This is a genomic window from Amycolatopsis heterodermiae, assembly GCF_034929455.1.
GTDB classification, from domain to species: domain Bacteria; phylum Actinomycetota; class Actinomycetes; order Mycobacteriales; family Pseudonocardiaceae; genus Amycolatopsis; species Amycolatopsis heterodermiae.
In genome coordinates this window covers 127259-149849 of record NZ_JAYFSI010000006.1, presented here as the reverse complement: position 1 = coordinate 149849, position 22591 = coordinate 127259, and the positions used below count along the sequence as shown (strand labels likewise).

22 protein-coding genes and 3 pseudogenes are annotated in these 22591 nt (G+C 70.3%); 8 read left to right on the top strand and 17 right to left on the bottom strand.

Features of this window, described 5'->3' with window-relative positions:
• Positions 1–33: 33 nt before the first annotated feature.
• Positions 34–240 carry a heavy-metal-associated domain-containing protein gene (locus tag VA596_RS25585; RefSeq protein ID WP_323330685.1) on the bottom strand — a complete coding sequence of 69 codons (207 nt, stop codon included), beginning with the start codon at positions 238–240 and terminating at the stop codon, positions 34–36.
• A gap of 79 nt (positions 241–319) precedes the next feature.
• Between VA596_RS25585 and VA596_RS25580 the strand changes: the two genes are divergently transcribed.
• Positions 320–961: a sigma-70 family RNA polymerase sigma factor gene (locus VA596_RS25580; protein ID WP_323330684.1), complete on the top strand. Its 642-nt coding sequence runs from the start codon at positions 320–322 to the stop codon at positions 959–961.
• A 19-nt stretch (positions 962–980) separates the two neighbouring features.
• Here VA596_RS25580 and VA596_RS25575 read toward each other — a convergent pair whose 3' ends face one another.
• Positions 981–1553 (bottom strand): sigma-70 family RNA polymerase sigma factor, encoded by a 573-nt coding sequence (locus VA596_RS25575; RefSeq protein ID WP_323330683.1) that lies wholly within the window; start codon positions 1551–1553, stop codon positions 981–983.
• A gap of 62 nt (positions 1554–1615) precedes the next feature.
• Between VA596_RS25575 and VA596_RS25570 the strand changes: the two genes are divergently transcribed.
• Together VA596_RS25570 and VA596_RS25565 are read left to right on the top strand one after the other, a co-directional pair.
• Complete coding sequence (locus tag VA596_RS25570) at positions 1616–2353, top strand: zf-HC2 domain-containing protein (RefSeq protein WP_323330682.1); 738 nt, start codon at positions 1616–1618, stop codon at positions 2351–2353.
• A 71-nt stretch (positions 2354–2424) separates the two neighbouring features.
• Positions 2425–2652, top strand: a complete 228-nt coding sequence (locus VA596_RS25565; protein ID WP_323330681.1) for a hypothetical protein — start codon at positions 2425–2427, stop codon at positions 2650–2652.
• On the opposite strand, the gene VA596_RS25560 is transcribed toward VA596_RS25565, so the two are convergent.
• From VA596_RS25560 to VA596_RS25540, 5 genes and pseudogenes are all read right to left on the bottom strand, one after another.
• Positions 2633–3136 (bottom strand): copper resistance CopC family protein, encoded by a 504-nt coding sequence (locus VA596_RS25560; RefSeq protein ID WP_323330680.1) that lies wholly within the window; start codon positions 3134–3136, stop codon positions 2633–2635. The genes VA596_RS25565 and VA596_RS25560 overlap by 20 nt on opposite strands.
• Before the next feature lie 68 nt (positions 3137–3204).
• Positions 3205–3819 (bottom strand): DUF5134 domain-containing protein, encoded by a 615-nt coding sequence (locus VA596_RS25555; protein WP_323330679.1) that lies wholly within the window; start codon positions 3817–3819, stop codon positions 3205–3207.
• Positions 3816–5138, bottom strand: coding sequence for a PepSY-associated TM helix domain-containing protein (locus VA596_RS25550; protein WP_323330678.1), 1323 nt, complete (start codon positions 5136–5138; stop codon positions 3816–3818). Before VA596_RS25550 ends, VA596_RS25555 begins: the two co-directional genes overlap by 4 nt.
• A 152-nt stretch (positions 5139–5290) precedes the next feature.
• Positions 5291–5455: a hypothetical protein gene (locus tag VA596_RS25545; protein WP_323330677.1), complete on the bottom strand. Its 165-nt coding sequence runs from the start codon at positions 5453–5455 to the stop codon at positions 5291–5293.
• A gap of 143 nt (positions 5456–5598) precedes the next feature.
• Positions 5599–5861, bottom strand: a pseudogene (locus VA596_RS25540) (cupin); the annotation flags it as partial.
• On the opposite strand from VA596_RS25540, the gene VA596_RS25535 reads away from it, so the two are divergent.
• Both VA596_RS25535 and VA596_RS25530 read left to right on the top strand, forming a co-directional pair.
• The gene (locus VA596_RS25535) at positions 5853–5984 is read left to right on the top strand and encodes a hypothetical protein (protein ID WP_410171924.1); all 132 of its coding nucleotides are present in this window, start codon (positions 5853–5855) and stop codon (positions 5982–5984) included. The pseudogene VA596_RS25540 and the gene VA596_RS25535 sit on opposite strands and share 9 nt — an antisense overlap.
• Positions 5974–6111: pseudogene (locus VA596_RS25530) on the top strand (trypco2 family protein); the annotation flags it as partial. The gene VA596_RS25535 and the pseudogene VA596_RS25530, both read left to right, overlap by 11 nt.
• 162 nt (positions 6112–6273) lie before the next feature.
• Here VA596_RS25530 and VA596_RS25525 read toward each other — a convergent pair.
• On the bottom strand, positions 6274–7023 hold the full coding sequence (locus tag VA596_RS25525; protein ID WP_323330676.1) for an SDR family oxidoreductase: 750 nt from the start codon (positions 7021–7023) through the stop codon (positions 6274–6276).
• Positions 7024–7104: 81 nt separating this feature from the next.
• On the opposite strand from VA596_RS25525, the gene VA596_RS25520 reads away from it, so the two are divergent.
• Positions 7105–7704, top strand: coding sequence for a TetR/AcrR family transcriptional regulator (locus tag VA596_RS25520; protein ID WP_323330675.1), 600 nt, complete (start codon positions 7105–7107; stop codon positions 7702–7704).
• Here the strand turns inward: VA596_RS25520 and VA596_RS25515 are convergent.
• Positions 7694–8656 carry an alcohol dehydrogenase catalytic domain-containing protein gene (locus VA596_RS25515; RefSeq protein WP_323330674.1) on the bottom strand — a complete coding sequence of 321 codons (963 nt, stop codon included), beginning with the start codon at positions 8654–8656 and terminating at the stop codon, positions 7694–7696. The genes VA596_RS25520 and VA596_RS25515 overlap by 11 nt on opposite strands.
• Before the next feature lie 246 nt (positions 8657–8902).
• Positions 8903–9238, bottom strand: coding sequence for an alpha/beta hydrolase (locus VA596_RS25510; protein WP_323330673.1), 336 nt, complete (start codon positions 9236–9238; stop codon positions 8903–8905).
• A gap of 343 nt (positions 9239–9581) precedes the next feature.
• On the opposite strand from VA596_RS25510, the gene VA596_RS25505 reads away from it, so the two are divergent.
• Positions 9582–9980, top strand: a complete 399-nt coding sequence (locus tag VA596_RS25505) for a zinc-binding dehydrogenase (protein ID WP_323330672.1) — start codon at positions 9582–9584, stop codon at positions 9978–9980.
• A 31-nt stretch (positions 9981–10011) separates the two neighbouring features.
• Here the strand turns inward: VA596_RS25505 and VA596_RS25500 are convergent, their stop codons facing one another.
• The 6 genes and pseudogenes from VA596_RS25500 to VA596_RS25475 all read right to left on the bottom strand — a co-directional run.
• Positions 10012–11664 carry a hypothetical protein gene (locus VA596_RS25500; RefSeq protein WP_323330671.1) on the bottom strand — a complete coding sequence of 551 codons (1653 nt, stop codon included), beginning with the start codon at positions 11662–11664 and terminating at the stop codon, positions 10012–10014.
• The gene (locus VA596_RS25495) at positions 11664–13250 is read right to left on the bottom strand and encodes a vWA domain-containing protein (protein WP_323330670.1); all 1587 of its coding nucleotides are present in this window, start codon (positions 13248–13250) and stop codon (positions 11664–11666) included. The genes VA596_RS25500 and VA596_RS25495 overlap by 1 nt, the downstream gene beginning before the upstream one ends.
• 293 nt (positions 13251–13543) lie before the next feature.
• Complete coding sequence (locus VA596_RS25490; protein WP_323330669.1) at positions 13544–14422, bottom strand: toll/interleukin-1 receptor domain-containing protein; 879 nt, start codon at positions 14420–14422, stop codon at positions 13544–13546.
• Positions 14412–16961 carry a CHAT domain-containing protein gene (locus tag VA596_RS25485; protein WP_323330668.1) on the bottom strand — a complete coding sequence of 850 codons (2550 nt, stop codon included), beginning with the start codon at positions 16959–16961 and terminating at the stop codon, positions 14412–14414. Before VA596_RS25485 ends, VA596_RS25490 begins: the two co-directional genes overlap by 11 nt.
• A complete protein-coding gene (locus VA596_RS25480) occupies positions 16961–20236 on the bottom strand; it encodes a hypothetical protein (protein ID WP_323330667.1) in 3276 nt (1091 codons plus the stop codon). The genes VA596_RS25485 and VA596_RS25480 overlap by 1 nt, the downstream gene beginning before the upstream one ends.
• Before the next feature lie 389 nt (positions 20237–20625).
• Positions 20626–20832, bottom strand: a pseudogene (locus VA596_RS25475) (SbtR family transcriptional regulator); the annotation flags it as partial.
• Positions 20833–20976: 144 nt separating this feature from the next.
• On the opposite strand from VA596_RS25475, the gene VA596_RS25470 reads away from it, so the two are divergent.
• Positions 20977–21897: a hypothetical protein gene (locus VA596_RS25470; protein WP_323330666.1), complete on the top strand. Its 921-nt coding sequence runs from the start codon at positions 20977–20979 to the stop codon at positions 21895–21897.
• A gap of 179 nt (positions 21898–22076) precedes the next feature.
• On the opposite strand, the gene VA596_RS25465 is transcribed toward VA596_RS25470, so the two are convergent.
• Positions 22077–22571, bottom strand: a complete 495-nt coding sequence (locus tag VA596_RS25465) for a site-specific integrase (RefSeq protein WP_323330665.1) — start codon at positions 22569–22571, stop codon at positions 22077–22079.
• Positions 22572–22591: the final 20 nt, after the last annotated feature.

Here is a 22591-nt window from a genome sequence, read left to right as displayed (position 1 = left end):
CGGTGACGGGGTCGGGCCGACGGCCTCCGGTGGTCATCGGACGAGCTGGTAGCCCGCGACGCGGATCGCCTGCTCGACCCGGCCGAACTCGAGCGCCGTCTCACTGGTGACCAGGACGTTGCCGGTGCCGAGATCGACGTCGACCTCACGGACGCCGGGCAGCTCGCCGAGCTCCTCACGGACCGAACCGGCGCAGTGCCCGCAGGTCATCCCGGTCACCGCGTAAGTCGTCTGGGTCATCGTGTCCACCTTCCCGGCCGTGGCCGTGTCGTGACGGGGGAAGAGCCCTCGCCGAGGCAAGGTCGGCCCCGCGACGCGGATGGTTCCCGCGAATATTTCTCAAGATCGTTTTCAACCGGACCGGCACCGGCGACGTAGTAGCGGATGTGAGGCCACAACGCGCGGACGACGCCGACATCACGCGTGGGCCCTGCTCGCCGGCCGCGGCGACGGCCCGGCTCTCGAGCAGTTCCTCCGCTCCACCCAGCCCTTCGTCTGGCGGTTCGTCGCCGGGCTCAGCGACGCCCAGTCGGCGGACGACCTGAGCCAGGAGACCTACCTGCGGGCGCTGGGCAGCCTGCACCGCTTCAAGGGCGACTCCTCGGCCCGCACCTGGCTGCTGTCCATCGCGCGACGGACGGTCGCCGACCACATCCGGGCGCTCCAAGCCCGGCCGCGCCGGTCGTCGGTGACCGACTGGGAGGCCGCGGCGGAGCGCACCGAGCCGAACCACGCGGAGCGGTTCGACGAGCAGATCGTGCTCGATCAGCTGGTCCAAGCGCTCGACGCCGACCGTCGCGACGCGTTCGTGCTCACCCAGACCCTGGGACTGTCCTATGCGGACGCCGCGCAGGTTTGCGGGTGCCCGGTCGGCACGATCCGCTCCCGCGTGGCCAGAGCCCGGGAAGACCTTCTGGCGGCGATGGCCGGGACCCGGCCGGGCTACCCGGCGGTCGGCTGACCTATTCCACTGTGGACTGTCAAATGGCGTTGCCGCGCTCGTCGCGCGCGGCCAGGAGGTCATCGCGGCCGCGGGCGACGCGGGAACGCACCGTCCCGATCGGGCAACCGCAGATCTCGGCGGCCTCGGCGTAGGTGTACCCGAGCACCTGCGTCAGCACGAGCGCCTCACGGCGTTCGTCGTCCAGGCCCCGCAGCAACAGACCGACCTCGACGAACTCTTCGAACCCCGCGGAATCCGCGCGGCTGCGGACGGAGTGCTCCTCGACGGCCGTCTCCCAGTCCTGTCCGGACACCTGCGGCCGGGCCGAGCGCGCCCGGAAGTGGTCGACGACGGCGCGGCGGGCGATGGACAGCAGCCAAGTGCGCGACGAGGAACGGCCGGCGAACCGGGCGAGGGAGTTCACGGCCCGGGCGTAGGTCTCCTGGGTGAGGTCGTCGGCGGCCGCGGAGTCGGTCAGGTGGGCCACGAACCGCCAGACGTCGGCCTGCGTCGACCGCACCCACTGCTCGTAGGCACGCTGGTCACCGCGCGCCGCGGCGATGGCGAGCGCGGTGATCCGTTCGTCGTCACGTTCCCGGCTGGAGTTCACGAAACGACACCGTAACCCACTCCACCGGGAACTCCGAGGGGTCTCCGCGCGACTATGTGGGGGTGAACTGCTCCGACTTCCGCGAAGCGCTCTCGGCCCGGATCGACGGTGAAACGGCGACCCTGCCGGACTCCGTGGTGGACCTCCACCTCGCCGGCTGCCCGCAGTGCCGCGCTTGGCAGGACGACGCCGTGCGGCTGCGGCGGGTGCTCCTGGTCCGCGAGGCGCCGAGGGTGCCCGACCTGACCGAGCGCATCCTCACCGAGATCCCGGCCCCGCCGGCGCAACGCTGGGGCCTGCGGATCGCGCTGGCCCTGGTCGCCCTCGGCCAGAGCGGTCTCGGATTCGCCGAACTGCTCGGCGCGGACGTCGGCCACGCCGGACACGGCGGGATGATGGCGATGGCGGTGCACCTCGGCAACGAGAGCGCGGCCTGGAACCTCGCGGTCGGCTTCGGCCTGCTCTGGGCGGCGCTGCGACCGGCCACCGCGTCGGGGCTGCTGCCCGCGCTGGCCGGCTTCGTGGCCGTGCTCGGTCTCATGTCGGGCATCGATCTCTTCGACGGCGCGGTCACCGTGTCACGGGTGCTTTCCCACGGCCTGCTCGTGGCCGGGCTCGGGCTCCTCTACGGCGTCCGTCGCCAGCACCGCCGCACGTCGACACCGGGCCCGAGCACGCGCGTCGGCGCCACGACGCACGACGAGGTCACGCTCGACTGGGAACCCCGGGCCGCAGACGGCGGCCGGGGCCGGCGCCGCCGGTTCCCGCACCTGCCGGCGAGCCGTCGTCGCGCGGCCTGACGATCGCGGGGAACCAACCCGGCTCGCCGGACGACTACCGAGGCAGTCACTCAACTCCCGAGGAGCCGACGATGACCTCACAGCCTGCCGACCTGCGTCACATCGCGACCTTCTGCGGCCAGTGCAACTGCGGCTGCCCCGAGCTCTACGTGGCCGAAGGCGCTCCGCCGGAGCGCGCGATCGTCATCACCGACGACTTCGGCCAGCGGATCGAGATGAGCCTCGCGCAGCTCGAGGTCCTCGTTTCCGACGTCAAGGCCGGTGTGCTGGACAAGGTTCTCACGCCCTCGGCCGGCTGAGCCGCGACCGGAGCACCACGCCCGCGATGATCGTGACGACCACCACGGCGATGAGGATCCAGGCCCAGAGCGGGAACCCGCCTCCGCTGCCGGACGACGCCGCGGGCGCGACCGAAGGGCTCGTGCTGGCGGTACTGCTCGACGGCGCCGCGCTGCTGGACGGCGCCGCGGCCGTCAGGGTGAAGTGGACGGCACCGGTCACCTCGTCGCCGTCGTCGGCGATCACCTTGTAGCTGACCGTGTAGGCCCCGGCCGGGCCGGCCGCCTGCACGGGCGCGCTCACCACGGGCCCGGTGACCTGGATCGGGTCCTTCGGCACCGTGACCGCTTCGCCGAACGTGAGCTTGATCGACGTCGGCGCCGCGGCCAAGGACGCGCCTTCGGCGGGATCGCTGCCCTGCAGCTCGGTGTGCGCGGCAGCCGGAACCGCGGTCGCGAGCAAGGCCAGGCCGGCCAGTGCCAGCGCGCCGCCGAGACGTCTCAAATCCAGTTCCCCGCGATCTTCGGGTAACCAGGTTCAGTTGCCGGGTGCGCCGCGCGGTAGCGACGTCGTCAGGCCATGGTCAGCAGCATCAGGCCCATGCCGAGGGCCATCACCCCGTCGGCGCCACGACCGAGGGACCGCAGTGGCGGGCCCGAGGCTCGCGCTTCGTCGATCGCCCGGGCCAGGAAGACCAGGCCCGCCACCACGAACACGACGAGCAACACCAAGGCGACGATCGTCACGTCGACCGGAGATCCGCCGCCGGCGGGACCGGCGGGCATCGACATCCCGGGATGACCCGGCATGTCCATCGTCCCGCCGCCACCGGACATGCCGCCCATCGCCCGCGGCATCACGAACACCATCCACGCCATCGCCGCCATCATCACCACGTGGTAAACCGCCGCCCGGCGCCCGCCGTGGTCCGCGTGCGACGCACCGGTCGCGGCCACGCCCGCGAACCACGCCGCCGCGAGACCGAACACCACCGTCTGCGGCAGCCGGGCGATGCCCATTCCCACCGGCCACGCCATCGCCACCATGGCCACGCACATCACGACGTGCAGGACGTCGCCCACCCGCTCCGGGACGCTTCCCTGCCGCACGCACCGGTAGGCGCAGAACGCTCCGGTCAGCACGAACAAGATCGTCAGGATCCAGCGCAGGCCCCCGGCCGTGATCATGCGTCCACCTTCCGCCGCCGCAGCTCCAGAAACCCGTCCACGACGAGAAAGCCCAGTAGCGACAACCCGAACAGCGGCAGGTGGTACCCGACGACGGCGACGACGACCAGCGCCGGTGCCAGCACCCGTCCGGGGATCCGCCGCCACACGCCGCGCGCGGGTGGCCGGCCGAACCGGGCTCCGCCGCGTGCCGGACGCCGCAGCCACCACATCCGGTAGCCCCAGCCGATCACGCAGACCAAGGCGACCGCCAGCAGCGTCAGCACGATCTGGTTGGCCAGGCCGAAGAGGAAGCCCATGTGGGCGTCGATCCCCCACGTGCTCAGCTTCGCCGCGAGGTTGTAGTCCGCGAACCGCAAGGTGTCGGTGACGGCCCCGGTGGCCGGGTCGACGGCCATCGAGTCGGCTTGCACGGGCCAGCTCCGGCCGACTTGCGCGACCACGTAACCCTTTCCGGGGCCGGTCGGCGGGCGCACTTCGACCGGGTCGGTCAGCCCGGCCCGCAGCGTCGCCTCGCGCGCGCCGTCGAAGCCGATGTCGCGTCCGCCCGGGGAAACGGGGACCGTCGCCGAGACGGCGGGGCTGGTCCAGTCCAGCTGCGCGCGCAGTTCGCTGATGGTGGTGCCGGTGTACTGCGACCACGTCAGGCCGGTGGCGGACAGGAACAGCAACCCGATCGCGAGCACCAGGCCGGTCCGGCCGTGCCAGGTCAGCAGCTTGGCGCGGGAACTCGCGGCCGCGGCGCGCCGGCGACGGCGCCGGCCGAACCAGAGCGCGAGCCCGGCGAGCACCACGACCCACAACCAGCTGGCCGCCAGCTCGCTGTACAGCCGTCCGAAGTCGCCGAGGTGCAGGCTGCGGTGCAAGACGTCGATCCAGCCTCGCAACGGCATCGCCTGTCCCGAACCGTAGGTCTCCAGCTGCCCCCGGACGTCGCCGGTGTGCGGGTCGACGAACACCGTCCAGTGGTAGCTGGGTTCCAGGTCCGGCCGGGTGAAGATCACCTGGGTCGCGTCGGTCGGCGACGGCCCGGGCCGCACCCCGGTCAGCGTGCCGTCCGGCACGAGCGCCCGTGCAGCCGCGGCCTGCTGGTCCAACGGGACGGTTCCCGCTACCGCCGGAACGTGCAGCTCCTGGTCGTAGACCGCCTGTTCCACCTGCGGCGCCCAGACGTAGGCGAGCCCGGTGACCGCGGCGACGAGCAGGAAGGGCCCGACGAAAACGCCGGCGTAGAAGTGCAGTCGCAGCACCAACGGACGGATCGACGCCCAGCCGCCCCGCGCCTCCACCACGCGTTCCGCACGCTCGTCGATGGACATCGAGCTCCCTTCATCCGCCATGTCGAACAGTCGGGCCGCGAGCCGCCGGAGTTCCGGCGCGGATTGTGACCCACCTCACCGAACAGTCTCCGCAGTTGTCCACTGTGGACGTTCATTGGCAGCACGCACCTAGACGTGTTGGTGAGCGGTCGTCATTGCGCGATGTCCGCGGGAACGGCCGTCAACTCCTCGTCTTGGTCCCCCACGTAATAGTCGGCTGCCGGGGCCGCTCGGTTCCCGCGAGTCCGGTGGCGTTGGCGTCGCGAGCCGGTGACGCCGTCGAAGACATCGGCGCGCACGAAGACGAACAGGTCCATGATGTGCTCGACCCACGCGTCCGGACGACCGAACCGGGCGCAATGCGTTTCGAGATCGGCATCGACGCGGCGGATGGTCCGCCCCGACGCTTCGGACAGCGCGCGGCCACCTCCGAGAACGTCAGCGACCGGGGCCCACCCGACAAGGTGTCGAAGTCCGGGAAGGCCGCAGCGATCGGCAAACCGGTGAACGTGCCGACCCAGCCGCCGTCGTCGTGGAAGAAATCGGACCGACACGCAGTCGGGACGAGTTCCCATATCGAACCAGTGGGTTGTTTGCGCCGGCACGCTGAGCAGGTCGCCGCTTCACACAGAACGCCGTAGACGTGTGCGCCGATGTGCAGGTAAAGACGCCCCGGCCGTATGCGAAGCACCGGTCCTCGTCAACGTCCTGAGTGTGCTCGGCAAAGCCGTCGCGGTGTTCCCCGCCGACCGACTGTGGGTCACCCCGGACTGCGGCCTCAAGACCCGCGGTTACGCCGAGGCGCGGGCGACCCTGGCCAGCCTGGTCGAGGCCACTGGCAGCTGAGGGCGAGCTGGAGTTTTCGTTAGAGATGCGACGCGACGCGACAACGACGGCCGGGTTCAAGGCGTGGCTGGTCCCGGCCGACGTCAAAGCCGATGTAGCGCAAGGCCGTACGCACAAGGTGAAGCTGACGGTCACGCCGCGCAATCCCGGCGTCGGAGATCTGCTGGTCGCCGGCGACCAGGCTCGATCGGACACGCCGCAAGCACCCCGAAACACGCACCGGAGCCACGCGCAAGGGAAGCCGCTCCGAGTGAGCCTCGTCCGCGACCCGCGCGGACGAGGCCCTTGGTCACGCTGCGAGCCCTCCGTCGATATTGAAGGTCGCGCCGGTGATGCAGCCGGCTTCCGGACCGGCCAGGAAGGCGACCAGCGCGGCGACCTCCTCGGCCGTGCCGTAGCGGCCGAGCGCGCCGCGGGCCTTGAGCAGGTCGGCCAGCTCGCCCTCGTCGGGGTTCATGTCGGTGGTGATCGGGCCCGGCTGGACCACGTTGACGGTGATCCCCCGCGGACCCAGGTCGCGGGCGGCGCCCTTGGAGTAGACGGTGACCGCCGCCTTGGTCGCCGAGTACTCGGCGAACCCGGGGAACATGATCGAGCCCGTGGCGGTGGAGGTGGAGATGTTGATGATCCGCCCGTGGTCGGCCATGACCGCCGCCGCGGACCGGACGGCGTTGCGCACGCCCCGGTAGTTGATGTCGATCTGCCGGTCGGAGGTCTCCAGGTCGAGACCGTCGGCCCCGACCGGGCCGGTGTGGGTGACGCCGGCGCTGTTCACGAGGACGTCGAGCCGGCCCAGCTCACCGGTGACCTGCCGGACGGCGGCGTCGACCGCGGCCGGGTCGGCCTGGTCCGCCCGCAGGACCAGGGCCTTGCTACCCAGACCGACGATCTCCTTGGCGACAGTGTTGGCCGCCTCCTCGGCCGCGGTGTAGGTGATGGCGACATCGGCGCCCTCGCGGGCGAGCCGGAGGGCGACGGCGGCACCGATGCCGCGTGATCCGCCGGTGATGAGGGCGACCTTGCTCTCGAGATTTCCCATGTCCTGCTTCCTGTACTGGTTTTGTACCGCACGGTATCAAACCGTGATGGCACGTTCTGTACCGCGAGGTATAGTTGGGGCATGGCCAGGCCACGCGAATTCGATGTCGACGCCGCCCTCGACCGGGCGGTCGACGTGTTCTGGGAGCACGGCTACGAGGGCGCGTCGCTGGCGCAGCTGACCGAGGCGATGGGCATCAACAAGCCTTCGATGTACGCCGCCTTCGGCGACAAGCGTCAGCTGTTCGAGAAGGCGGTGCAGCGCTACATCGCCGTCGGCCCGGCGTGGGAGATGGAGGCCTTCGCGCTGCCCACGGCACGCGAGGCCACCGCGACGTTCCTGCACCGCACCGTCGACGTCGTCGCGAGCGACGACCACCCGCACGGCTGCCTCGTCGTGCAGGGCATCGGCAAGTGCTCGCCGGACAACCGGCCGATGCGCGACTACGTCGCCCAGCAGCGGGCCAACGCCCTCGAGTTGATCCGTGAGCGCTTCGAGCGAGCCGTGGCCGAGGGGGATCCGACGATGAACGCCGACCCGGAGACGCTGGCGCTGTACACCGCCGGCCTCAGTGAGGGGATCGCGGTACGGGCCAACGACGGCGTCCCGGCCGCAAAATTGCATCGCATGGTGGATCTCGCGATCCAGGGGGTGTTCGTCCAGCCGGTCGCTACGGGATGAGCACCGGAGCCGGGCCCGCGGAGCGCGCCTCGACGTCACGATGTGCCCGCACCACATCCGCGAGCGGATACCTGCGGACCTCGCGCATGCCGAACACGCCGTTGCGCAGCGCGCCGAAAACCTCGTCGGCGGCACCGAGCAGCACCTCGCGGCCGGCCAGATGATCCCCGGTCGAGGATCGGGTGACGTGCACGCCCGGCGCCTTGAGCCTGAGCAGGGATGCGTCGATCTCCCCTGACGCGCTTCCCGCAAGGTCGAGCCGGCCACCCTCGTTCAGCACGCTCGCCACGTCGTCGAACACCGCTTGTCCGACCAGGTCGTAGACGATGTCCACCGGCCGCGCCTCGCGGGCCACCAGCCGCGCCAGACCACCCGTGCCCGCAACGGCGACGTTCCCCAGTCCCCGGGCGTTGAGTGTCGCGACCTGCTCGGGGCGGGCCGCCACGGCGATGACCTTCGCGCCGAGATCCGACGCCCAGGAGGCCAGCAGCGAGCCGACGCCACCGGTGGCTCCGGTGACCACGGCCAGGGTTCCCGGCCCGACGGGGTGGACGCGCCGCACCCGTGCCCACGCGGTGAGTCCCTTGGCCAGCACGGAGGCGGCGACGTCGGACGGGATGTCGTCGGGAAGGGGAATGAGCTGCGACTCGGCGATCAGCCGGACCTCCCGGTAGGCGCCGGGCGCGAAGTAGTAGCCGGCGCGCTCGCCCGGCGATACCGAGGTGACGCCCGGTCCGACGGCGTCCACCGTCCCGGCCGCCTCGACACCGATCACGGCAGGCAGCGGCCGGACCGGAAACGTTCCGTTCCGGAAGTACGTGTCGACGTAGTTCAGGCCGATGGCCTCCTGTCGGAGCCGGACCTGACCGGGTCCCGGAGCTCCGGCGTCTTCGCTCTCCAGCTGCAGGACCTCCGCCTCGCCCTGGCGGTACATGCGCACAACGTCACTCACGGCTTCGACTCCTCGAGATCGACCGAACCTTCCCGGTTATGTACCTGACGGTATAGAACTCGGCAGGCAGATTCTGTACCGAGAGGTAAAGATCACAGGCCCCCGCAGTCACTGGTCATGGCGGTCACGTCCAGGCCGCCGGTGCCGAACAGCACCCGCAACGGCGGGTTCGGGGCGTCGGCCACCGCCAGCAAAGCCTCCCTCGCCGCGAGGAGGGTGACGACCGCCAGCCCGCCGCCGGCCGAGTCACCGGCGAGGACGATCCGGCCGGGGTCGATACCTTGCGCGAGCAGGCCCTCGTATCCGGCCGCGGGCGTCTTCGAGCGCGGCCGGATACGGGTGTTCGGGGGCCAGCCGGCAGTCGAGGGTGACGGCGTCGACGCCCGTGCGCCGGACAAGCTCGCCCACCAGCGGGACCGAGGTCGCCGCCGAGCCGATGACGTAGACGCCGCCGTGGAAGTAGAGGATCACGCGGCCGGGCTCGTTGCCCGGGATCGATACCTCGATGCCCTCGACACCGCCGGGCACGGGAACCTGGGCCATCAGCGCGGCGAACGCAGACGGCCTCAACTTGGCCGGCACGTTGGTCCTCAAAGCTTGCGGCTGGGCTGGTTGACAATGCCCGGTGGATGTCATCAACAAGAATGGTCAGGCCGGAACGTGAACCCGCGCGGCAAGGTTACGGATTCCTGGTACGGCGGCCTGGTTCTGGCCGAGCAGCGCTTCGACGATTGTCCGAACGGCGGCACGAGTGTGCACCTCGCCTGGGGCACGTTCCTCGGCGGCCAGAAGTGTGCGGTAAGCCGCCCCTGGCTGACCGAGCTGAAGCTGCACAGCGGCGAGGTCGACCAGATACCGTCCCTCGCGCTCGACGTCGGGGAATGCTACCGCCCGGGCGTGCTGCAGAGCGCGCCAGGGTCGCCGAGTGATCGCCACGGCGAGCGCGCGCAGCTCCGGTGCGGTCCGCCACCACGGCGCCGACGAGATCATCGACTACACGAGCGAGCTGGTCGCATCGGCAATCGAGCCGGTCGACGTGCTGATCCACCTGGTCGGCACCCCGCCACCATGGACCCCACCGGTCCGCCGAGGCGGCACGATCATCTCCGCGGCGGCCCCCGTGCCCGCACCACCGGGCGTGACGTCGACACACGTGGTCGTCCGCTACGACGCGGCCCAGCTCACCGAGCTGGTGCGATTGGTGGACATGGGCGAGGTGACCGTCGACATCGCCGAGACGCACACGGTGAACGGCCGCGCCGACGTGCACCGCAGGAGCGAAGCGGGCGACGTCCGCGGGAAGGTCGTGATCCAGCCCCGGTAAGAGAGTCATCTCACCGGGGCCGGCGGAACCGTCAGTCCGGCACGGCGATGGCCCTGACGTTGTCCGAGATCTTGGTGCGAGCGCCGTTGATCTCCGAGGACAGCTCCCGGGTGTAGTCCTGCAGGGACGGATCGCCCAGGACCGCGCGGAAGCCGGGGGCCACCTGGCGGGTGTAGCCGGCCGAGCTGGGATCGCGCTGGGTCCACCCGGAGTTCTCCAGGCGCCAGCGACCCTCGGGGACGGTGACCGACGTACGGGGGCCGCCGCTCGAATCGCAACGCCAGGACGTGTAGATCATGTTCAGGGTGCCGTCCTTGTCGTACCAGACGTCGTCGACACCGGACCCTTCGTCGTTCGGGTCGCCCACCGGCGGCGTTTCCTCGTGCGTGCCCGTCGCCAGGTTGAGCAGGACGATCGAGGACCGGGTCTCACAGGCCCCCGCGTGGCCTGCGGCGACGTAGGCGGCGAAGCGGCCGTCCGGGGAGAACGTCGTCCCGGAAATCGCGACGTTGCCCTGGGCGGTGCCGAGCGGGAACACCTGGCCGCCCGGGCGGACGAGGTACAGGTTCTCCGCGCCACCGCCGTACGCGGACACGCCGTCGGGCGCGGAAACGAGGGTGCTCCCCTCTCGTCCGGCCAGGATCCGCAGCGGCAGGATCTGGTTGGGCTCGTCGACTTTGCGGTCGGGCAGAACGGTGGTGACCGAGCGGGGCCTCGCGCCCGTTTCGGCGAGGTCGAGCGTGGTCAGGACGTTGCCGGCCAGCCAGCTGAGCACGCTTCCGCCCGCTGCCACCGCGTCCTGACAGCTTCCGCACGGCACCACCCTGGCGGCGCCGGACCGGACGTCGAGGGTGGAGATGCCCGCCGCGGTCACGGCGAACACGAAGTGCCCGTCCGCGGAGTAGTGGACGGTGTAGGTGCTCGTGAACACGCCGGGGGTCTGCGCGACCACCTTCGTCCCGCGGACGACCGCAAGGCGGTCGCCGGTCACGAACGCATAGCTCGGGTCCGGCTCCGGAGCGCTGAGGCTGATCGAGGCCGCGTCGGGCAGGGCCGGGACCACGAGCCGGTCGAGGACCGCCTTGAGCTCGTCGGCGTTGCCGGTGAACGCGGCGGCGGACGCACCCGCGAACTGCGCCAGCGCGGCCTTCCGGTCTTCGGGGACCTGGAAGCCGACGACCCTGATGTCCAGGTCCAGTCCCGCCTCGGCCAGGCGGTCGTCCAGCGCCTTGCGCGCGCCGGCCGGGTCGTTCGTGCAGGCGTCGGCGCCCGAAGTGGAGATGACGACGATCCGGTTGCGCACGCTGCCGCGGCGGGTCAGCAGGCCGCTGAAACCGTCGATGGCCGCCGCTACGCCGTCGACCATGGTGGCTTTGCCGGACGGGGAGAGCGAGCCGACGGCCTGCTGCACCTCGTCCGGGCTGTCGGCTATCTCGGAGGTGTTGCCGGCAGAACCGCATTCACCGCCGAAGCGGCGGACACTGAGCGCGTCGGAGTCGCCGCTGTTGCTGGTGACCGACCGCACCGCGCCGGCGATCTGGGCGAGGCCGGTGCCCGGAGCGGAGGTGTCCACCACCACGGCGGTCCGGTAGGCCGGCACCGAAAGGACGAAGACGTAGACCGCTGCGCACGCCACGACGACGAGCAGGGCGGCCAGCGGGATGAGCACCGCACGCCGATTCATTAGTGTCCTCCCGGACCGGCGGCCCGCATCCGGGCCAAGAGTGTGTTCAGGACGTCGACTTCGGAGTTGTAGAGGTCGGCCTCGTGGCGGAACGCGGTCAGTTCGGCCGCGAACGGCTTGCCCGCCCTGGCGAGGTCCAGTAGCCCGGTCACGGCGGGTACGGCGTTCTTCTGCCTGTCCCGCAACGACGTCGCACGGCGGTAGACCTCGATGGCGTCGGGTGTCTTCGCCCGGCTCTCGAGGTTGGAGAACTCGACGTCCGCCGAGGCGGGTTTGATCGCGGCCAGTGTGCGGTCGGCGACGTCCATTCTCCCGTCGACGACAGCCTGCGCCGCGTCGTTGAGCTGCTTGGCGACCGGGTTGAGAGCGCCGACGACGTCGTGCGCCGACCGCAGGACGGGCTCGACGTTGGCGATCCAGTCGAGTGCCGCCTGCAGTTCCGCGGGATCCTGCGCGAGCACGGGTGGCGGTGCGGACGCGCTGCTCGCCAGCTTGTCGAGGACCGGCTTGTCCTTGTCGGCCAGGCGGTAGCCGACGAATCGGAACTCGACCGCCAGGCCGGACGCCGCCAGCCGGTCCCGGATCTCCCGCTGGACGAAGCCGGTGTCGTCGTCGCAGGCGTCCACGCCGTTGCGGGTGACGACCACGATCCGGTTGACCTGCTTGGCGTTCTGCGAGAACGGCGCGCTGAAGTCCTCGGCCGCCCCGATCAAGCCTCGCACGAGGGTCGCCGCACCGCTCACTGAAGCACCGCTCATCGCGCTGCCGATGTCATCGCGGTTGCCCGTCCCGAAGGTGACCACCTGCGAGGTGTTGCCGTCCGTTCCGCATTGCCCGCCGAAGGTCCGCAGCGCGACGGCGTCGTCATCGCCGGTGTTCCCGATCGCCTTCCGCAGCGACTCACTGCTTTCCGCCACAGCGGACTGGTCGGCGCCCGTCGCGGACAGGTCGACCAGGAACTCGGTCTTGTAGGTGGGCGCGAACTCCGGCAGGACCCACGTCACCACGGCGGCGACCGCGCCTCCGGCCAGCGCGACCACCAGGACCACGATGATCAGGGTGCGCACCGCACGGGGCATCGGAACGCTGAGGAAGGTCCCCATCCTGATGCCGCCGCGGATGTCCCGCACCGCTTGGATCGTGGTGCCCGATCCGGTGTGCGAGCGCATCGTCGACGCGTCTGCCGAAGCTGGGGCATCGGGTTCATCAGGTTCGTCAGCCGCGGGACTTGCAGGCTCGTCCGGGTGGTCCCCCGGCGACCGGACGGTCTTCAGCACGGTCTTGCCGCGAATGTCCCTGCCGGCCTGGATGGTCACGCCGGTGCCGCGATGTGCGGTCATCGTCGTGGCCCGAGGCGGCGTATCCGCCGTGGAATCCGCGGGGCGTGCCCACTTGAGGAGGGAGGGCACCGCCAGCCAGAGGAAGGCGAGGACACCGGCGGGCCAGCTCAGCGCTTCCAGCACATTGCGAGCCGGATGGTGGTCGGCCAGCATCCAGTCCAGCCAGCCGGATCCCGCCACCCACGACACCAGCGCCGCCGTCAGCAGCACTACCAGCCCCACTCGCCACCACGTGGTGCGCGCCATCACCGCTACCCTCAGCTTTCTTCGACCGGATTCCCCGCCCAAGGTCGCCGGCCGCACCGCCCCGGTTACGCGATTCACCCCCGATGACGGCGAAATCCCCCGAACAGCTCAGCAGCCGGCCCGGGATCACTTCACCGGAAAGCGGAGCCGATGCAACTCGCCGGAACATTTCGAGCGCGTCCGACCGCCCCGCGCAATCGAACACGGCGGAGACGAACTGGCCGCAGAGCAGCTCTTCGCTCAACCAGCGGTGCGGGTCCCTCGTCCGCCGGCCACCGAGAAGGGTGACCGGATCAGATCCTGAGGTGACCGAACGCGGCGGTGATCAACGCTTCGCGCGCAGCGGGCGAAAGCCCCCCAGGCGGCTTGTCCGACAGATACACCTCCTTGGACGTCGTCCCGTTCGGCCCGAAAGTGTCGACCAGGACGACAAGATCGACCCGGCTGTCGTCGGTGACCACCGCCTCGCTCAGTGGCCCCTCGAACAACGGCAGTCCGCCGGTGAACAGGCGGTACCGGAAGTCCATCCCGATCCGGCCGTCGAACATGGTTTCGCGGTCCGGGAGCTTGAGCGCCGACTGGACCAGTTTTTCCACGTCCCGGCCGGTCGTCGACGCCGGCACGACGACCGTGTGCGTCACTTCCAGGGCCTGGTTGTGCACGTACAGGGTGACGCGGCCGAGGTCCATGCTGTCGGCCGTCGTCACCGGTGCGGGGCGGATCGGCGAGCCCGCCAGCCGGTCCCGGCGCCAAGCCGCCGTCAGCTTGTCGACCACCGGATCCCAGCCGCCGCGGGCGTCCAGGTACTTGCGTGGCGCGAGCAGCAGGGGCAGCGGGGTGTCGTCGAGGCGGACGATGAACAGGAACACCCGGTGGTCCCGGAGGAACCGGTCCGCGTCCGACTCGTCCAGCTCCCTGGCGAACGCGGCCGACCACTCCGCGTCCACCCAGCTCCGGCCCGGGGTGTGCTTGGACCAGAGCAGGACGAAGTAGTCCGCCGCGGACATGAGCGCGTCGATGCCGAGCAGGATGTCGCGGCCGGGCGGCAGGTCCTCCTCGTCGACGAACGCCTGGACGTCGTGGCGGCCGAGGTCGGCCTTGAGCCGGCAGGCCGTTGCGCGGTCCTCGCCGGCGAAGGAGATGAAGACCTTGCTGGGGGCGTCATCGTGCATCGGCGTCTCGGTTCCTCACAGGGTCGAAAATGCGGCGGGCGAAACGGCGCAGGGGGCCGGCAGCGGTCTCCAGGCCCGGATCGCCGTACAGGGTCCAGCAGGCCCAGTGCGCGGGGTGGCCGAGCGCGGGGGTCTCGCGGCACAGGTCCAGCTGCGCCCGCTGCAGCGCGACGTCGCGGGGCAGGTAGCGGACGTAGCGTTCGAACCGGTCGAGCACCTTCGTCGCCGCTCGGCCTTGGGCGTCCCACCGGGCGGCGACCACAGTGGACGCTCCGGCCTGCAGTCCTGCGCGCACGAAGCCGGCCCGTTCGTCGCGCCCCCGCCGGCGGGCCATGCCGGACTCGCAGGCGCCGAGCACGAGGGTCGCGCAGGAGCCGAGGTCCATCGCGCGCAGATCCTCGGCGTACCACCGTCCTTGGCCACCTTCGGGGCTCAGCTGAAGCCACGACCGAGCGGGCGTGGCGGGGTCGTGCGCGCCGTGGGCGTCGACGCGTATCCGGTGGTAGCGTCCGGTTTTGACCTCTTCCTGCAACCGATCGGTGGTCGCGTCGGCGTCGTCAAGGGGGGTGCACCGGGGCGGGACCTTCGTCCGCGACAGCCCCGGGACCGGAGGCCGGATCCTCAACGTCCGATCCCCGCGTTGGCGGGACGCCCTGCGCCGCAAGGGATCCCGCGCGGACAGGCACGGCAGGTCGGACAGCGCGAACCGGTGGCCCAGCCGCTCGGCCGTGTCCGGGACGAGCAGGCCCGCCAGCGGGATCTCGGACAGCACCCCGCCCGCGACGACCGCGATCCGCTCGACGTGCGGGGGAACGACCTCCACCACCTCCGCCACCCCGATCAGGTCGCCGATCCGGGCCAGCGCTTTCTCGAAATCGCCGCTCTCGATGGCGCTCGGCAGGACATCCCCACTGCAGCACGCCAGCAGGCCGCCCACCGCGTCGCTCAGTTCGAGAGCTCGTGCCCCGACCGAGAACTGGAGCAGCAGATCGCGGCCGGCGATCGCGTGGTACACCCGCTCCGGGGTCGCGTGGAGCAGCCAGACCACTTGCGACCGGGGGAGATCGCGCGTGGTGCGGGACAGCCACCGCCACGCGCTGCCGAAGTCGGCCAGCGCCGGGAGGTCGCGGACGGCCCCGGCGCGGCCGGGCAGGACCGCGCCGAGGATCGACGTGCCCCGCGCCGCTTCGATGGCGGCCGCGACCCCGGCGGCCGCCTCGGGACCCCGTTCCGCCACCAGTTCCCCGGCCGCGCGGACCCGCTCGTCGTGCTCGTCGGGGGCCGCCAGCAACATCCGGATCCGCACGTCGTCGGTGACCTGGCGCCCGGCGATGTCCTCCTCGATCCGGTGGGCCTCGGCCCAGCACGCGCCCGCCTGCCCAGCGTCGCCCAGGCGGGCGTGCACCCGGCCGAGCAGGCGCAGCGCCAGCTGCCGGACGTCGTGGAGCGACACGGAATCCGTGTGCCGGACCGTGACTCGGAACCGGCGTGCCGCCTCGGCGAGGAACTCCCGCCGGCCGGTCTCCTGGTACCGCGCCTGGGCGAGTTCACCTGCGGCGAGGTGCCACAACGCCGTCTCGCGGTCCGCTTCCGGTGCGGGTCGAAGCTCCGGCAGCAGGTGCTCCGCGTCGGCGATCCGCCGGCTCTCGACCAGCTGCCGCACGTGGCGCAATCGATGGTCGAACCGCTCGTCCCAGGACGCCTGGACATCACCGGAGACCAGGGCGATCGCCGCCCGGGCCGCGGCGGGGTCGCGTGCGGTGGCGGCCAGCTCCTCCAGCTGCTCGACCACCTGGCGTGCTTTTTCGTCCTGGCGAGTCAGCCGCAGCAGCACCGCGCACTCGTGCAGGACCGGGAACAGCAGGGCGTGATCGTGGCGCCGGCTGCGGGCCGCCTTCCGCAGTACTCGCAACGCCTCCTCGTAACGCAGCTCTCGCTTCAACGCCAAGGCGAGCCGCACCGGATCCGGCTTCGGCCGGGCACCCTCCGTCGCCAGGACCCGGGCCACGGCGTCCGCGTCGCCGCGCCGGACGGCGACCAGCTCACGGGCCCGGCCGACGGAAGCGACCCCGGCCGCGTTCCCCGCCGCCGCGAAGAGCCGTGCGGCGGCGGCGAACAGCTCGGCCGCGGCCGGCCCGTCGTCGGCCGCGGCGAGCCCTTCCACCCGCAGCAGCCGAGCCCGGCTCTCGTCGTCGAGCTTCGACCGCCGGATCGCCTTCGCCTCGGACCGGACGCGCTCGTGATCCCCCGTCGACGACGCGATCTCGGCGAGCAGCACCCGAAGGACCGCCTCTCGCGGATGCCGGGCCAGGTGCTCTTCGCACCGGTTCCGCGCTCTGGTGGGGTGTTCGAGCGTGAGCAACCGCGAAACGTGGTCGACCGCCACGGCGGCCGCGACCGCGGTACCGGCCACGAGCGGGACGATCGCCTGGTAGGCGCGGTCCAGCTCGCGGACGTCGCCGGTCGTGAACGCCTCGCCGGCCCGGGCGACGAGAGCGGCCGCCGGGTGCTCGGGGCCGATGCTCCGCGGTGCGCTCATCAGTCCGTGCACCCGGCGAGGGGCTGGCCGGTGTCCGGGCAGACCAGCAGGATCTTCCGGCGCGCCTGCGGGGAAGGGCCCGAAGGCGTCGTCGAAGTGGTCGCCGACGGGGTGCCGGTGCCGATCGAAGGCGCCTGGCCCGCAACGCCGGTCACGAAGCCGCGCCCGAGCCCGCCCACGAACTGCCAGTCCTGCCCCTCGTACACCCGCACGTCGGGTGCCGTGACCGGCTGGGATGCCTGTTCGTCGTCGAGCCGCGCCTCGCGCACGGTGACTTTGGTGTCGTGCGGCAGGGCTTCGACGAGGATCGGGCCGTCCGCCACGGAGAGCGTCGCCCGCATGCCCTCGTGCAGGTACACGTCGGCGCCGGGTTCGCCCAGCACCTGTCCCAGGTCGGACGTCCGGGACGCCGAGGTCGTCAGCCGGCTCGTGTCGACGTGCTCGAGCCGGCCCGCGACAACACGTACCGTCGGGGGTGGTGAGCCGGCCGGGCCGGTCGCGCGGACCACGCGTTCCGCGCCGGGGTCGGCGGCGGGCAGCAGCTGGATCTCGTCGGGCTTGACCAGGGCGACGCCGTCGGAGCCCAGGTCCACCGCGCGGATCAGCCCGTCGCGCGCCTTGCCGGCGAGCTCCATCGCGTCCAGCACCCGCGGGAAGTCGCGCAGCAGCGCCGCGCCTTCCACAGTGCCGTTCACGCCGAGCAGTGGATCGCCGGCGGGGACGTAGACGTGCCCGTCGGCCCAGCTGAGGTCCGCGGACTTCCCGTCCTGCGCGGAAACCCGGACGGTCTGGTGGTTCTTCGGCGGACCGCCGACGGAGGCGACCACCGTCCCGTGGCCGGGCGAAGAGGTGACGTCCAGCCACGGTCCGTCGAGGGTGGGGTGCGGGGCAAGCTGGCCGATCAGGAACCGGGCCTCGCCCGCCCTGTCGGGACCACCGAGCCGGAACGCCAGCGCGTCGGCGGGCGGCGACACCGTGTCGCCGACCGAAAGCCAGGGTTCGTCCGGGCCGCCCACCCGGCTCGACCACCGGCCACCGGCGTCCTCGGTGCTGTACAGCGCGCCGTCGGTCACCGGCGGGACCGCGCCTCCCGGGTTCGAGGCGAACCGGTTCTGGACCGACTCCAGCGCCGTGCGAACCCGGTCGACCAGGCCGCGCCGCCACTGCACGGTCACCAGGTCGGCGCTCTGCCTGGTCGCGACCAGCTCGCCGAGATCGGTGCCCTGCATGGACATCCGCTGGGAGACCCGGCCGTGGTCCGCGCGCAGCTCGACGTCGAACCGGCGCGGAGACTGTTCCGCGCGCCAGACCTTCAACCCGCCGTACGGCGCCACCTTGCGGCCGGTGGCTTCGACGCCGATCGCGGATCCCCCGTCGGGCGCCGGGCGCAGCGTGCGCGTCACGTCGTCGACGACGTTCGCCTGGTCGTCGAGCGCCGTCACCTCCTGGATCCGGCCCGACCCGCTCGTCCCGTCGAAGGTCGACGAGGGGTCCTGCAGCCCGGCGCGGTCGATGCCGGCAGGCAGGCTCGCCCGGAAGGTCTTGTCCGCCGTCCGCGTGGTGCGGTCGCCGAGCGACACCCCGCCGCGGATGCTTTGGCCGCCGCACTCCAGTGAGGCCTTGGACGGGATGGAGACGACGGCTTCCTGCTTCGCCGACGGCGGGGTGACGAAGCCGACGTCGCCCCGCTCCTTGAGCTCGGTGTTCTCGCGGTACCAGTCGGCGAACTTCAGGTCGGACCGGATCTGCGAGTCCGGCAGCTGGGGCAGCCGCGCCGAGGTCTTGCCGACCAGCCAGTCCAGCGCGCCGCTCCAGCGCATGATCTGGTCGAGCCGCTCGTACTGCCGCTCGTAGTCGGCCACGGCCTGGAAGTGCTGGTCCCACCAGTGCAGGCCGCGGCCTGCCGCGTAGCTCGGCTCGACCTCGTCGCCCTGGCCGCCGCCGGGAGCGTCCGCCCGGCTGAACAGCCGCGTGGTGTTCGCGCCCAAGCTGACTTTGCCGGCACCGTAGGCGAACCCGGCGTCGGACTGGGCGAACCACAACCGGCCGCTCTCGTCGGCCCCGCCGGATCCGTCGCACTCGCTCCACGGCGTCACGGCTTCGGACTCGCGCACGAAGCCGCCGACCGCCGCGGTCGGCACGCCCGTGCCGACGTCGGCCACCCAGTTCTTGGCGACGTAGTCGGTGTAGAAGAGTGTCATGCCGACCTTCGTGCCGGCCAGCCCGCCATCGTAACGCGCCTGGCTGAAGACAGGCCGGTGGGTCAGCGCGTTCGACACGCCCCACAGGGCGGTCCGGTCGGTCGGCAGTCCCGCGTCCGTCAGCGTTCCGGCCGGCACGTCGCCGTCGAACAACGCTTCGTCGACCAGGTTCAGGAGATCTTCCGAACTCTCCGGCGAGCCGGCCCACTCGTCCTGGGCGATGCGTGCGGCCAGATCGGGACGCAGGCCGGGAATCGACGCGAGGAGGTCGGCGTCGGTCTCCGAGGGGACCGGGTCGAGGGAGAAGCCGGGAGTGGGGCCGGTGAGCTGCGCGTAGCCGCGCTGCAGCACGGAAACGTCCTCGGCGTCGAGCAGCCCGGTGGGCTCGCCCGGCCAGGCCCAGCCACCCGCCCAGAGCTCGCCACCGCGGTCTTCGACGGTGGACAGCGAAGACGTGCGGGCCAGGAAAGCGGCCAGGTTTTCGGTGGTGCCGACCTGTTCGCTGACGTAGCCGTACTTCGCGCGGGCGGCGTCGGCGGCCATGGCGCCGTCGTCGGTGATCCGGATCGTCCAGGCGGCGCTGTCGATCGCGTAGTGGTGGACCTGCACCTGCGAGGCGTCGGCCCCGCTGTCGGTGCGGTGCTGGTCGAGCGCCAGCCCCACGGTGCGCGCCTCGTGGGGGTCGCCGGTGGGTACGAGCACGTGCAGCGTTCCCGAGCCGTCCAGCAGGGTCCGTCCCGGCCCGGTCGGCTGCCGGGTCAGGTCGGCGAAACCCATGTCCCGCAGCGGGAAGGTGTCGTACAGGTTGTCACGGACCTGGGCGGTGTCCAGTTGCAACCGGGCGGCCAGGGAGAGCCGGGCCCAGTCCCGGACCTGCTCGTCGGTCTCGGTGGCGTCGAGGCCGGCCAGCCTCCCGGCCGCGGCGGCGTAGGACACGAGGTGACCGGGGCCGGGGTCTGGTTTCGCGGTGGCCGAGGAGCTGGGCCAGAGCAGCCAGGAGGCCAGCGCGGCGACGAGCGTCAGGGCGGTGCCCGCCAGCGCCCAATGGATCTTCCGGAAAGACGGGAACAGCATCACGATCCTTCGGAAAACGGTGAATGTACGACGAGCGATCGCTCGACGTTCAGCTCGGTCGGAATACGAGTCGGCAGCGTAACGGGTGCCGATTCGGGACGTGGCAGCGAACACGGGTTGTCACGTTTGTGTCCACTGATTGTCCTCCGTTTCCGAAGCTCGACCGGGTTGCCGCAAGACCCTTGCAGGGGTTGGGAACCCGTAGGCGCGCAGGTGCGCGACCCGAGCATTGTGGCAGGCGGGCAAAGCCTCGATCGGGGAAGGTAAACTCGTGGTTGTTCTACTCTGAGCAACAATTTATGTGGTCAACGGGCGGTGAGCGGAATGCGCAATCCGGCGTTCCGGTGGTGCCGGGAGAGGCGCGCCCTGATCACTTTCGCGCGCCCTTGTCACAGCGGGCGGCGCAGCCCGTCCAGCACGAGGGTGATGACGTCGTCGGCTTCGGCCCGCCACCCGGGGCGGTCATGAGCCGCGCCGATGCCACGCAGCGCCATCAGCACGGCACCGGCGTTCACGTCGTCGCGGACGGCGCCGTCCTGCACAGCGGCGGCCACCAGGTCGGTGAAGGCCTGCTCCAGCGCCCGGCCGCTCTTCGCCGGTTTCATCGTGGCCATCCAAACCGATCATGAAATTCCCGAAATTCGCGTTTACGCGCGAGCTCTGGAACCACTCCTAACTGTGTAACGATGTCATCCTTGGTGGCGACTTGTTGGTCGAGACCAAGGAGGTCAGTCGGCAGCATGAACAAAAAAGCAGACGTTATTCACTTGATTGACCAGCTTCACGACGCTTTGTACGGCATGAGAATAACCATTGAACAGTACAGTCGTCACGATTACACACCTCTTGGCATTTTGGCGCCCGAGCTCGCCTCGGCAATTCAGAACTTCAAAGATTTCGTTATTCTTGCCGACAGGTTTTTTCAGGGTAGAATGGCTGAGCTTTCGCGCGAAGAGGAAGCTCCGGATCTTTTGCCCGTGGGTCATGAACTTCGAAGTAAGCTGCCATTGCCAGGAGGAAAGGGATCACAGTTGAATCTGGAAGCTCCCGTCACCCGGCAAGCAAACGTCTCTGAAATCAACAGATCAGAATTTCCTGATCAGTCCATCAGTGTCGCCGTATACCTCGACACGGACGACGAAGAACTAATCCGTCGCGTCCTGAAGAACGTCGATAACCTGGTCGGCGATATGGGCTACGGTCCTCCTGAAGACGTCGAGACCATCAGGGGGTCCATTTTTCGCCGTTCATGGTCGCGAGTTAAGGGCTTTCTTAAGTCTGACGAAGTTGCAGAACTTCGGGAAAAGGCAGGGCGCGCACTCGAGATACAAGGTTTGATGATCCCGGAAGCGGACGTCACCTTTAAGCTTAGTCAATCTGCAAGCCAGCTGATCGCATCGGTCGCAGATGTGCCCAGTGCATGCCTTCGACTGGGGAGCATTCTTTTGATCAAGTATACGCTAGACACGTCTGGGCCGGTCTTGCTGGTACGAAACCTTTCTACAAGCGAGATTTTGGCTCTGGAGCGCTATCCTGAGATCCAAAAGAATCCGTCGATGGCTTTGGAGATGCTTGCGACCGCCATTGAGACTTCGTCGACAATGGACTCTCCTGAAGGTGACGCGGAAGAAAACGAACAAGATTTTGAAGCCTTAGATTGAAGCTCTTGACTGATAGGCCAACGGCAGAAATTCCGAACCTGCTAGGCTGAGCGTATCCAGGACGTTCCAGGTGTCGGACGCCAAAGGACTCACAATGGCTTAGCAGCCGCTGAGATCATCATCGCAATGAAGTTCGCTGGTCGGCAGTAGCGGACGTTCTCGTGGGTCGGCAGCTCCTGTCACGCACTGGTGGGATCTGGGGTGAATCGGTCGAGGTGGGCTGCGCGGACATAGCTCACAGCGGTGGTGACGCCGAGCCCGAATACGCGCATAAGCTGGACGGGCTCAGCGGTGTGGTGGGCTTCGTCGAGGATGCGGTCGGTGCGCAGTTGCCGCGCAGTGATCCCGAGCTGCCGGAACGGGGCACCGAGGCCGTACCGGCTCATCGGGACTTGCTCGTGCGCGGTGAGGCGGGTGATGAGCAGGTGCGGGGTCAGGCTGAGTGGCCAGCGCTCGTGCCGAGTTCGTAGCCACTCGGCCATCAACATCAAGTGGGCGACGAGTGCGTCCGAAGTGAACGTGAACGGCAAGCCTCCGCGCTCGACGGCAATCGTGCCGTCTGCGGCGTCGTAGTGGCCTAGTTTCAGTGCGCGTAGATCCTCGATACCCAGCGCGTGGACTGCGGCGAGCTCGACAATCAGGCGGGCGCGTGGGTCGGTGAGCCGGTCGAGCACGCCACGCAGCTGTAACCGGC